A 12,369-nucleotide genomic window follows, 5' to 3' on the forward strand; every position below is an offset into this window, starting at 1 on the left:
ATTCCACTGAGTCAGTTCGTGCGACCGTAGTTGTCGTGAAAACGGACAATATCATCCTCACCCAGGTAGGAGCCCGATTGTACCTCGACGAGCTCAAGCGGCTCGGCGTCCAGATTCTCCAGACGATGGGTCTCGCCCGCGGGGATATAGGCTGACTGATTCTCGCCGAGTACAAAGGTCTCATCACCACAGGTTACCTTGCCCGTGCCCTTAACGATGACCCAATGTTCTGCACGGTGGTTGTGCATCTGCAGGGACAGGCTTGCACCGGGGTTGATGGTAATATGCTTAACCTTATGGCGCTCGCCCAAATTTACCGTCTCATAGGTGCCCCATGGGCGGTGTACCAAAGCATGCTCGTTCGCCTCGCTACGCTGCCAGTCACGCAGCCTGCTGACGATGCGTTTGACATCCTGTGCACGATCCTTTGTCGCTACGAGCACAGCATCCCTGGTTTCCACAATGATATGGTCCTGGAGACCTACCGCAGCCACCATCCGGTTCTCGGCGCGAATGTAGCTCCCGTTAACGTCATCCAGCAAGACATCACCTTCGAGTTGATTATTATCGCAGTCGCTATTGACAACGTCATGCAATATGGACCACGAACCAACATCGCTCCAGCCGGCATCCAGTGCTACCACACCAGCGGTCCTCGTATGCTCCATGACCGCGTAGTCGATAGATTCTTTATGCACCTGTGCAAAGGCGTTCCTCTCCAGATGGATGAAGTCGCGTTCGCGTTCAGCATTCCGGTGCGCCTCTCTACAGAGTTCGCTCATCTCCGGCTCGTACGTATCCAGCTCATCAAGGTAACGGCTGGCCCTGAACAAAAACATGCCGCTGTTCCACAGATAGTTACCAGCGGTCAGGTAATATTCGGCGGTCTCTTGATCAGGCTTTTCCACGAATTGCTCGACCTGGCGTAGAGAAGATATCACCAGCTCGCCACCCGCGCACTGACGTTCCAGCGGTTTGCCCGCGGCGATATAACCGTAGCCGGTTTCGGCATAGGCCGGAACAACACCGAATGTCATCAGCGCGCCTGCGGCGGCGCCCTGTACTGCTTGTTCAATTGTAGTCGCGAATGCCTCGGTGTCACGGATTATGTGGTCGGCTGGCAATACCAGTAGCAAGGGATCATGATCCTCGCGGGTTGCCTCCAGGGCGGCGGCGGCCACCGCAGGGGCCGTGTTGCGCGCAACCGGTTCCAGCAGAATCGGTCCTGGCGCAATCCGGCATTCACTGGCCTGCTGTGCAATCAGGAAGCGATGTTCTTTATTGCTCACGAAAACGGGTGGTGCAAGGATGTCACCGAGGCAAGATAAACGCTCTACCGTCTCCTGAAGCAGGCTCTTTTCGCCAGCTAACGACAGAAATTGTTTTGGGAATGACTGGCGCGAGAGCGGCCATAGCCGATCCCCCATGCCACCAGATAGGATAATCGGTAAAATAGATTCACGAGGCGTCATGAAATTCTCTCTCCCATTTCTCTATATTATTAATTTCCCTGAGTAACAACTTCCAATTACAGCGTGTTCTGAAAGCTCCGCATCACTCTAAAAGCAACTACTAATAAACAGTTCAACACCAAGGTATTCTACCTACTTACTTCGAGAGAGAGTATTTTGCTATACAGCGCTTGACTCATGTTAAGCTACTTTCCGGTACTGATAGCAGTGATATTTAAATTACGCCGCTGATATTGGGATTTTACGTTAACCGGGCCTCAGTATCCGTGAACCGGATCTCAATGTATAAACCAATTTCCTCGTGATTAAATTGGCTTTTATTCTGCCATGTTGTAAAAGATGAGCACCATCATTATTTCATGTAATTATAGTGCCTCATGCTTGAAGCTATATCGCAAGCACTCGACGAAGAATTTATCGAACACACTATCGAGGCCACTCCGTCAGCCTTGAGCAGGGATGGAGTAAAATTTAACCCGCTTTAGTATCCGGCAGCCCCATCCCCTTCGCCTGCATCTTCTGAATCTGGTCACGCACCTTCGCGGCGTCCTCGAATTCCAGGTCGCGGGCGTGCTTGTACATCTGCTCTTCCAGCTGCTTGATTTTCTTCATGGCCATCTCCGGTGACAGCGCCTCGTAACCGCTGTCATCCTCGGCGACCTTGGTCCACTCGCGCTTGCGGGCTTCGCCGTAGGCGCCTTCCATGATGTCGGTGATCGCCTTCTTGATGCCCTGCGGCGTAATGCCGTGTTCCTCGTTGAAGGCAATCTGCTTGGCGCGGCGGCGCTCGGTCTCGTCGATCGCGTGCTGCATCGAGCGGGTGACCTGGTCGCCGTAGAGAATAGCCTTGCCGTTGAGGTTACGTGCCGCGCGGCCGATGGTCTGGATGAGTGTCGTGCCGGAACGCAGAAAACCTTCCTTGTCGGCGTCGAGGATCGCCACCAGCGACACTTCCGGCATGTCGAGACCCTCGCGCAGCAGGTTGATGCCGACCAGTACGTCGAACTCGCCGCGGCGCAGGTCGCGGATGATCTCGACGCGCTCGACGGTGTCGATATCGGAATGCAGGTAGCGCACGCGGACGCTGTGTTCCGCCAGGTAGTCGGTCAGGTCCTCGGCCATGCGCTTGGTTAGTGTCGTCACCAGCACACGTTCGTCGACCTCGACCCGCTTGCGCACCTCGGACAGCAGGTCGTCGACCTGGGTCGACACCGCCCGCACCTCGACTTCCGGGTCAACCAGGCCGGTGGGTCGCACCACCTGCTCGACGACGTCGCCACCGGAATGCTCCAGCTCGTACTTGCCCGGGGTCGCCGAAATGTACAGCGCCTGCGGCATCAGGTGCTCGAACTCCTCGAACCGCAACGGCCGGTTGTCCAGCGCCGACGGCAGGCGGAAGCCGTACTCGACCAGCGTTTCCTTGCGCGAGCGGTCGCCTTTATACATGCCGCCGATCTGCGGCACGGTCACGTGGCTCTCGTCCAGCACCAGCAGGCCGTTGTGCGGCAGGTAGTCGAACAGGGTCGGCGGCGGCTCACCGGGATTGCGGCCGGACAGATAACGCGAATAGTTCTCGATGCCGGAGCAATAGCCGATCTCCAGCATCATCTCGATGTCGAACTTGGTGCGCTGCTCCAGCCGCTGCGCCTCGACCAGCTTGTTGTTGGCGTTCAGTTCCTCCAGCCGCTCCTTGAGTTCGACCTTGATCTGCTCGATGGCCTCCAGAATCGTTTCGCGGCCGGTGACGTAATGCGATTTCGGGTGGATGGTTACGCGCGGCACCTTGCGCAGCACCTGGCCGGTGAGCGGGTCGAACATCGACAGCGTCTCGATCTCGTCGTCGAACAGCTCGACGCGCACCGCCTCGCCGTCGGATTCGGCCGGGTAGATGTCGATGACGTCGCCACGGGCGCGGTAGTTGGCGCGGTGCAGCTCAGTCTCGTTGCGCGTGTACTGCATCGCCGCCAGTCGCCGCAGCAGTTCACGCTGGCCGATCGGGTCGCCGCGGTCCAGGTGCAGGACCATCTTCAGATAGGCCTGCGGATCGCCGAGGCCGTAGATGGCCGACACGGTGGCAACGATAATCGCGTCGGGACGCTCCAGCAGGGCCTTGGTCGCGGACAGACGCATCTGCTCGATGTGCTCGTTGATCGAGGCATCCTTCTCGATGAAGGTGTCCGACGACGGCACGTAGGCTTCCGGCTGGTAGTAGTCGTAGTAGGAAACGAAGTACTCGACCGCATTGTCCGGGAAGAACTCCTTGAACTCGCCGTAGAGCTGCGCCGCCAGAGTCTTGTTCGGCGCCATGATCAGCGTCGGTCGCTGCATCTCCTGGATGACATTGGCCACCGTGAAGGTCTTGCCGGAGCCGGTGACGCCGAGCAGGGTCTGATGGGCGAGCCCGTCGTTGAGGCCGTCGAGCAGCTTGCGGATCGCCTCGGGCTGGTCGCCGGCCGGATCGTAGCTGGATTTGAGCTGGAATGGTTTGTGCTGTTTTTCCGACATGGTGTTGATTGTATCTGCGTTGATCGGTCAGTGCATTGCGTAGGTGAAATGACGGCACCGAGCGATACAGATTCCGGCTCTCCCTAGCGGTCGGCCGGAATGACGGGCCAGGTGTGGCAGATTCCGGCTCTCCCTGCGGTCGGCCGGAATGACGGGGAATCTGGTGGGTCGGGATATTCAATTGCGTAACTACAAAATTGTAACTACAATTTGGATGTGCGGTTTGAATGGAATGCAGCCAAGGATTGGGCAAATCAGCGCAAGCATGGCGTGAGCTTCGAGACTGCCAGCCTGGTTTTCGCTGATCCCAATCATCTGTCCGTACAGGACAGAGTTGAAAATGGCGAAGTACGTTGGCAAACGCTGGGATTGATCAAGGGACTGATTGTATTGCTCGTCGCCCATACATATCAGGATGAAGAAGATGACGAAGTGATCCGTATCATTTCCGCGCGCAAAGCCACCGCCCGTGAAAGAAGAATTTATGAGCAAGGTTAAACAGCGTAACACCAAGGCGATCGATCATCTTGCGAAACAAAAGGATGATGAAATCGACACGAATGATATTAACGAGATAAGTGACTGGTCGGGCGCTACCCGTGGCCGTTTCTACCGTCCTGTTAAAAAGCAGGTGACATTGCGCCTTGATGCCGATCTAGTCGCCTGGTTCCGATCACAAGGGGCCAAGTACCAGACCCGCATGAATGCTGTTCTACGGGATTACATGGAGCGGCATTCGGATAGCAAGTAAAAGACCTGCCCGGTAGTAATTTGCTACTCGACGGGTATTTCCAGATTGATGTCTGTCGTGACCGGGGTGAGGCTCCGGGCGGCATGGATTCCGGCTCGCCCTGCAGTTGGCCGGAATGACGGGAAGCCGATACTGCAAAGGATTTTCTGGCCCCGGCAGGCCATTTGCCGCCTTTGGGCTATTTTGCTGCGCTGCCAAATTCAGTATGATACATGCCTTTTGAATGACGCGCCGATGAGGAGACATGCGCTTGGAAGACAGAGTTTCGCACCGTGCCAACAGTATCAAACCTTCCCCGACGCTGGCCGTATCGGCTCGGGCCGCGAAACTGAAGGCCGCCGGCCAGGATATCCTGAGTCTCTCCGCCGGAGAGCCGGATTTCGACACCCCGGATTTCATCAAGAACGCCGCCATCGAGGCGCTGAACGCCGGTTTTACCAAGTATACCGCCGTCAGCGGTACACCGGGTCTGCGCCAGGCGATCGCCGACAAGTTCAAGCGCGAAAACGGCCTTGAGTACAGCCTCGACCAGATCCTGGTCTCCTGCGGCTGCAAGCACAGCATCTATAACCTGATGCAGGCCACCCTGAACCCGGGCGACGAGGTCATCATTCCGGCGCCCTACTGGGTGTCGTACCCGGACATGGCCAAGCTCGCCGGCGCCGAGGCGGTAATTATCAAGACCGGCATCAGCCAGGAATTCAAGATCAGCCCGGAGCAGCTGCGCGCCGCGATCACCGACAAGACCCGCATGCTGGTCCTGAACAGCCCGGCCAATCCGACCGGCGCCTACTACAGCCAAGACGAGCTGGCGGCGCTCGGCGAGGTATTGATCGACTACCCGCACGTACTGATCGCCTCGGACGACATCTACGAGCACATCCTCTGGGCCGAAGAAGCGTTTCACAACATCGTCAACGCCTGCCCGGCGCTGTACGAGCGCACGATCGTCCTGAACGGCGTGTCCAAGGCCTACTCCATGACCGGCTGGCGCATCGGCTACGCCGCCGGCGCCAAGCCAATCATCGAGGCCATGGAGAAGATCCAGTCGCAGAGCACCTCGAACCCGACCTCGATCGCCCAGGTGGCGACCCAGGCGGCACTCGAGGGCGACCAGACCTTCGTCAGCCAGATCCGCAACATCTTCCAGGAACGCCACGACCTGATCCTGGAAGGCCTGAACAACATCCAGGGTATCCGCTGCGCCCCGGCCGGCGGCACGTTCTACATTTTCCCGAACTGCAAGGACATCATCGAACAGAGCAGCCAGGTCCAAAACGACCTGCAGTTCGCCGAGTACCTGCTCGAGGAAGGCAATGTCGCGGTCGTGCCCGGTTCCGCCTTCGGCGCCCCCGGCTACCTGCGGCTGTCATTCGCCTGCAGCATGGACCACATCCGCGAGGGCCTGAAGCGCATGGAGGCGGCAGTCAACAAGCTGCTGGGCTGAACCGGTCTGTAGTGCGGTTCCAGGACGGAACAAGACCCGGATAACCGGTCAAAAATCAATATATTGACCAATCAGAATCGGCTCAGTAACATACGCAGCTCTTCTCAGTTGCAACAGTACAAGCGAACACTATTCCCCGGTAGCTCAGTCGGTAGAGCGGGTGACTGTTAATCACTAGGTCGGCGGTTCGAGCCCGTCCCGGGGAGCCATTTTTTATAGATATCTGTTTTTAAACAGGTGTCTATAGACTTCTCCGCGCCACACGTGCCGTGTTGCAACGCCTGCCACCGGCCACGCGCCGCGTTTTCGGTAATTCCAGCCAGGGTCCGGCATCCCCCGGCATGCGCAGTGTCGACTATCGATGGGCCTGAGGCGACGCGACCGCGCGCATTACCATCCTGCCTGCATAAACAAATACTGCCACGCCGAAATTTAAAGCCGTAACCGGTTGTCCGGTGTCTGCTCATGGACAGCCTCATCTGTAGTCACTACTCTGTTTCTAACAACAGTAAAAATAACCGTAGCAGCCAGCCCCTCTAGCAGGCTTAACACGGAGCCCCCACAATGCCTCATTATCCCGTCCAGTTTATCCTGCGCTGCGCAATGCACGGGCCAGTCCGTAGGGATACCGGGCATAGTGATGGAGCCAATGCCTAGGTCATTCGACAAATTTCCGGACGACCACGAATACAATCGCGAACTGCTGGCATTCGCTGTCAATGCCGTTCATGACGGTGTTTATCTGATCGATGCCAATGGCTGTTTTGTCTATGTGAACCAGGCAGCCTGTCGGGCACTGGGCTATAGCCGCGAGACCCTGGAATCCATGGGCATCAGTGATATTGATCCGGATTTTCCGATGGCAGAGTGGCCCGATTACTGGCAGAAAATGCGAACGGAAGGCACGCTCAGCTTTGAAAGCCGGCACAAAACGCATGGCGGTCTCTTCCTGAATGTCGAGATCAATGCCAGCAGCTTCGATTTCGGCGGTCACGAATATTGTCTGGCGCTGTCGCGCGATATTACCCAGAGAAAAGCTGTCGAGAAGGAGCGCGCCGTTCTGGGCCAGGCAGTGAACAACGTTCATGAGGGTATTTACCTGATCGACAGCGACGCCCGGATTCTTTACGTCAATCAAGAGGCCTGCCGGGCGCTCGGTTATGCCCACGAGGAATTGCAAGGCATGACGATTCCGGATCTGGATCCGGAGTTCTCGTTCGATCGCTGGTACCACCACTGGCAAAAAACCGCCGAGGCCGGACAGTGCAAGCTGCAAACAACCCATCGCCGCAAGGACGGCTCGCGGTTTCCGGTCGAGATCAGTGCCACCCACTTCAGCTATATGGGGCAGGAATACCACCTATCCATCGCCCGCGACATCAGTGAACGCAAGGCCCATGAGGAGCGCATAAAACGCCTTGCCTACTACGACAGCCTGACCGGGCTACCCAATCGGGCCCTGGTCATTGATCGATTGCGACATGCCCTCGCCCATGCCGAACGTCATGAACAGCTACTGGCGGTGCTGTTTCTCGACCTTGATCGCTTCAAGCATGTCAACGATGCACTCGGCCACGGTGCCGGTGATCAGCTGCTGGTACAGGTAGGACGTCGTCTGACGCAATTCCTGCGACAGGCAGACACTGTGGGTCGACTGGGCGGTGACGAGTTTCTGGTGCTGCTGACCAGTCCGAACAGCGCCGAAGATGTCGTCCATGTCGTTGGTCGGTTGCACAATATGCTTTCTGCACCGTACGAACTGGCTGAACATCAGTTTAACCTGACCGTCAGTATCGGCATCAGCCTGTTTCCGCGCGACGCTGTCGATGCCGAGACGCTCATAAAGTATGCCGACAATGCGCTGTATATCGCCAAGGATACCGGCCGCAACTCATTCCATTTCTTCAACCCGGCCATGGATCAGCAAATGCACGAACGCATACAGCTGGAACATGATCTGCGCAGCGCACTGGAGAACGACGAGTTTCTCCTGTACTACCAGCCGCAGTACGATCTGAACAAGAATATCGTCACTGGCGCTGAAGCCCTGATCCGCTGGCAGCATCCGACGCGCGGCCTGCTTTTACCGGGACAGTTCATTACCATTGCCGAGGATACCGGTCTGATCTGTCAAATGGGTGAATGGGTACTGCGCACGGCCTGCAGCCAGGCCCGCTTCTGGCATGAAAACGGTTACCCCGATCTGCTCGTCAGCGTGAACCTATCCAGCCGCCAGCTGAGCCTGCCGGACTTCACTGCACGGGTCAAAGCCATACTGGCGGAAACCGGCTGCAACCCGGCCCGGATTGAAATGGAGATCACCGAGTCCAGTGTCATGGCCCAGCCGGAAACCGCCATAGCGCAGCTGGCTGCACTACAGGAGCTGGGCCTCAACCTGGCGATGGACGACTTCGGCACCGGCTATTCCAGTCTCGGTTATCTTAAGCGCTTCCCACTGAACCGGTTGAAGATCGACCGCGGTTTCATCTCCGGTATCCCCGACGACGGCAACGACGTCGTCATCACCCAGACCATTATCCTGATGGCGAGACAGCTCGGCCTCAGTGTTGTTGCCGAAGGCGTCGAGACCGAGGCCCAGAAGACATTCCTGCTGGAAAACGACTGCGCCAACGTCCAGGGGTTTCTAATGGGCCGGCCGGAAGTCGTTGAAACATTTAACCAGCACCTGCAGGCCGCTTTCGGTAATTGATAAGCAGTCCAGAAACAGCCCCGTTGCGCGTTGACCACAGCTTATCCGGACCTCTTGCCACAAGTTCGATCAGCACACCCGCCTGGACGATGCCGCTGCATTGAAGATTGATCACAATTGCAAAAATCGCAGATCGTTGTTCGTGCCGTAGTTGGTTACGGCCATGAGTCCGTCGTGACGGATATCGAGACCATGCGGCATATCGAAACCTTTTATTCTTCTCAGCAGCTTGATGTTATTGGTCTCGGGCCGGTAAGCGAACTCATCCACGCAATCGTCATGCTGGTTGGCGCCGTACACACAATCCTGAAACTCCTTGACGGCATCCAGATGACCGGGAAAGTGTTCCGCGACCATAAGCCTGGGCGGCTTTTTTTTCAGGTTGCCGGGTAGACGGTAGACATAGAGGGTTGCATACATGGGCACTTCTTTGGGGCCATCCACCCTGATGTGGTTTGTTCGTGCAGCCTGGATGGCGTATGTAATACCGTTATGCTCAATGAATGCGACTTCCTGCGCCTGTTCTGCAGTCTTCAGGGAGTGTACCGTTTTGCCCTTGAGTGTAACGATCTCGATGCCCCTGATATGCGGGTCACAAAACGAGACCCACAATAAATCGTCATAGCCCGGCACGAAGCGAGCGCCGTGTATTTTTCGGGGAAGCCGCCCGGCCTTCTTTTTTCTGTCCAGGCCCGCAAACAAGCGGATATCGCGCATCAGTTGACCGGGCTCGCGCGGACGGATAACCCGATCAAAGCGCAAAATGTCCGGGCCTACAGTATAGAAACCGACTTCCCCTTTGTAGAAATTGGTCAGGACCATGACGTCGCCCCGACAGTCCATCAGGTCGGTCGCCGTTGCGCAGCCCGAACCGTCGGGTGTGGGAATGGATGCGTCTAGAGGATGATCGGAGAACGGGCGAACCCGATAAACAGCGCGGGCGGAAAAATCAGCGGCAAAAAGGGTTTCGTCGTCATACCACCGCACCGACGTCAGGCCCGAGTTGCGACGCCGCGTCCGTACGAAGACGAAGTGCGGATCGGGCACCGGAAAGGTAATGGATGTCTTTATCATCAGAATTTGCCAAGCAGTTCAGCCAACCCTTGTCAGAAGTCACTCTCGCCACTATGGCTGAACGAACCATATCCCCCCTGATAATGGATAACAGCATCCGGATAGTACCCTCCCATCGCCGTAACCGGAAATCCAGCAGCTTCCAGGCAGTCTGCACGAAGACAGGCGACACGGCCGTTGTGGGCACCCGAGCCATGCCACGGCGGCCCTGCATCTATCGATTCTCACCGAGTGTCCCCAAGCGTCCTGCCACAATCCGCCTGGCGCGGGATAGGCGCAGGCGTCTTACTGGTCTAAGCTGGAAACAGACAACCATACTATCGGAGAGTGAATCATGAGTGTTCAGAGTCAGGTGGATGGTATAGAGGAACCGCAACTCCAGGTACGCACGGTCGCCGCACTGCGGCCGCTGTCCTGGCTTCGCGACGGCTGGGCGGATCTTGCCCGGCACAAGGCCGCCAGCATCGCGCATGGCCTGCTGATCACCGGGCTGGGGCTGGTGATCCTGATGTTCGCAACCACCCATGTCTATCTCATGGCGGCCGCCATTTCCGGCTTCCTGCTGGTTGGCCCGATCATGGCCACCGGCCTGTGCGAACTGTCGCGCCGCCGCCAGCGCGGTGAATCAGTCAGCTTCGATGAGTCGCTGGATGCGCTGAGCCGCAGCGGTACAGCACTCTGGCATTTCGCTGCCAGCCTGCTCGGCATCAGCCTGCTGTGGTTTTTACTTTCGGCGCTGGTCCTGCAGACCGTGGCCGGACAGCCAGCGCCGGCATTCAGCGCTGCATTGTGGGGCGACCTGCTCGCCATGCTGTCGCCGCAGCAGCTGGTGGTCTATATCGCCGTCGGGGGCATACTGGCTGCGCTCGTATTCCTGGTTTCGGTCGTTTCCATACCGGCGATCATCGATCGTTCCATCAGCGCGACGACCGCCATGCGCATCAGCCTGCACACCGTGGCGGCCAATATACCGGCCATGCTGGTATGGGCGGCGCTGATCGTGGCCCTGACCGCCATCGGCTTTGCGACGCTGCTGCTGGGCATGATCATCATCTACCCGCTGCTCGGCCATGCCACCTGGCATGCCTACCGGGAGCTTGTTCAGTAAGCGACCCCGAGAGAGAACCGGAGTGGTTCCGATCGCAGCTTTCGGCACACACCGAATCAATACGGGGCGGCGCAAACAGCGAACAAGCGCCACGCCCGGCAAGAAAAATTAATTTGATTTTAGATAGTTATGCAATTAAGGTTGGCCATGTTACTTGGTAACCTGAACACAAAAATTTAGTGGGGGACATAAACATGCTTTTATTCAGGTGGCTCACCATACTGGCTGTTTCGCTATTACTGGCACAATCCGCGTATGCCGACGACTCATTTGACTGGACCGGCCCATATGCCGGTTTCTCGGTGGGCCCACGGGCCGAGGATGTAGACTGGGAAACCACAAACTACCAAGACCCCGACGGGCCGTCTATACCGTTCGAGAGCAATCCCAATGCTTCCCTGGACAGTACGGACATGACCTTCAACGGTTTTTTTGGTTATAACTGGCTGGTCAGTCCGAAGGTTTTAGTGGGTATCGATGGCAATATAGCCTATGCCGATAATGAAGATACCCGCACGTCTATTCCCGGTGCACATGATGACCCGCCGGATTTCAGTTTCGTGGAAACGGAGACGGACTGGCATGGCAGTCTGCGTGGCCGGCTGGGCTATCTCATCACGCCCACCATACACCTGTACACCTCGGCCGGACTGGCAATAGCGGACACGGAGCAGACCGCTGTTTGCCCGGCTGATACGGACTTTTGTAACCCGGCATTTGGGACGATACAGGCCTCGGAATCCGAGACCATGGTCGGCTGGACCGTGGGGGCCGGTGCCGAAGCTGCCATCACCAGCAGGCTTTTTGCCCGCCTCGACTACAGCTACGCGGATTACGGTTCCCTCGACTTTGACGGTCTGCCGGCCATTTCGAATGAATCATACGGCTTTCAGAGCAAGAGCGACTATACCAGCCATACTGTAACGCTGGGTCTGGCTTACAAGTTCTGATTGACGGGCTAACCGATCAGCACAAACCCCGGCCCAGGCCTAATACCGATCAGTTAAGCGGTATACATTAGCGGAGCATGAGATCAGACTCCCGTATCGGGATACCGATACGGGAGTTTTTTTATGTCCATGGCTGAGGAACTGCGGTTAACGGCCTCGCTGGCTGAACCGGATTCACTGAGCGTTTTCCAGCAGTCGATACCGGCGGACTGGATTGAAGAAGCCCTGCAGGCCAGCGGTACAGCGAGCATTCGCAGGCGCAAGCTGCCGGCCGAGCAGGTGGTCTGGCTGGTACTGGGCATGGGCCTGTATCGCAACCGTTCCATTGCCGATGTCTGCGACAAGCTGTCGC

Annotated in this window: 10 protein-coding genes and 1 tRNA gene; 8 read left to right on the forward strand and 3 right to left on the reverse strand. The window is 57.2% G+C overall.

Annotated features, from left to right (window positions below; genetic code table 11):
• Positions 1-11: 11 nt before the first annotated feature.
• Positions 12-1,472 (reverse strand): mannose-1-phosphate guanylyltransferase/mannose-6-phosphate isomerase, encoded by a 1,461-nt coding sequence (locus J2T55_RS07915; protein ID WP_259055409.1) that lies wholly within the window; start codon positions 1,470-1,472, stop codon positions 12-14.
• Between the two features lie 471 nt (positions 1,473-1,943).
• Positions 1,944-3,977 carry an excinuclease ABC subunit UvrB gene (uvrB, locus tag J2T55_RS07920; RefSeq protein WP_259055411.1) on the reverse strand — a complete coding sequence of 678 codons (2,034 nt, stop codon included), beginning with the start codon at positions 3,975-3,977 and terminating at the stop codon, positions 1,944-1,946.
• A 210-nt stretch (positions 3,978-4,187) separates the two neighbouring features.
• Between uvrB and J2T55_RS07925 the strand changes: the two genes are divergently transcribed.
• From J2T55_RS07925 to J2T55_RS07945, 5 genes are all read left to right on the forward strand, one after another.
• On the forward strand, positions 4,188-4,475 hold the full coding sequence (locus J2T55_RS07925) for a BrnT family toxin (RefSeq protein WP_259055413.1): 288 nt from the start codon (positions 4,188-4,190) through the stop codon (positions 4,473-4,475).
• The gene (locus tag J2T55_RS07930) at positions 4,462-4,728 is read left to right on the forward strand and encodes a BrnA antitoxin family protein (protein ID WP_259055415.1); all 267 of its coding nucleotides are present in this window, start codon (positions 4,462-4,464) and stop codon (positions 4,726-4,728) included. Before J2T55_RS07925 ends, J2T55_RS07930 begins: the two co-directional genes overlap by 14 nt.
• 250 nt (positions 4,729-4,978) lie before the next feature.
• Positions 4,979-6,175: a pyridoxal phosphate-dependent aminotransferase gene (locus J2T55_RS07935; RefSeq protein ID WP_259055417.1), complete on the forward strand. Its 1,197-nt coding sequence runs from the start codon at positions 4,979-4,981 to the stop codon at positions 6,173-6,175.
• A 133-nt stretch (positions 6,176-6,308) separates the two neighbouring features.
• A tRNA-Asn gene (locus J2T55_RS07940) sits at positions 6,309-6,384 on the forward strand.
• 440 nt (positions 6,385-6,824) lie between these two features.
• Entirely contained in the window at positions 6,825-8,885 is a 2,061-nt protein-coding gene (locus J2T55_RS07945; protein WP_259055419.1) for a sensor domain-containing protein, read from the forward strand.
• Between the two features lie 111 nt (positions 8,886-8,996).
• On the opposite strand, the gene J2T55_RS07950 is transcribed toward J2T55_RS07945, so the two are convergent.
• Positions 8,997-9,959: a hypothetical protein gene (locus J2T55_RS07950; protein WP_259055421.1), complete on the reverse strand. Its 963-nt coding sequence runs from the start codon at positions 9,957-9,959 to the stop codon at positions 8,997-8,999.
• A 334-nt stretch (positions 9,960-10,293) separates the two neighbouring features.
• Between J2T55_RS07950 and J2T55_RS07955 the strand changes: the two genes are divergently transcribed.
• The 3 genes from J2T55_RS07955 to J2T55_RS07965 all read left to right on the forward strand — a co-directional run.
• Positions 10,294-11,067, forward strand: coding sequence for a DUF2189 domain-containing protein (locus J2T55_RS07955; RefSeq protein WP_259055423.1), 774 nt, complete (start codon positions 10,294-10,296; stop codon positions 11,065-11,067).
• A 194-nt stretch (positions 11,068-11,261) separates the two neighbouring features.
• Entirely contained in the window at positions 11,262-12,017 is a 756-nt protein-coding gene (locus J2T55_RS07960; protein ID WP_259055425.1) for an outer membrane protein, read from the forward strand.
• A 129-nt stretch (positions 12,018-12,146) separates the two neighbouring features.
• Positions 12,147-12,369 (forward strand): transposase domain-containing protein (locus J2T55_RS07965; protein ID WP_259055436.1); only part of this gene is annotated, 223 nt, incomplete at its 3' end.

Origin of the sequence: Methylohalomonas lacus, assembly GCF_024808875.1 — a bacterium.
GTDB classification, from domain to species: domain Bacteria; phylum Pseudomonadota; class Gammaproteobacteria; order Methylohalomonadales; family Methylohalomonadaceae; genus Methylohalomonas; species Methylohalomonas lacus.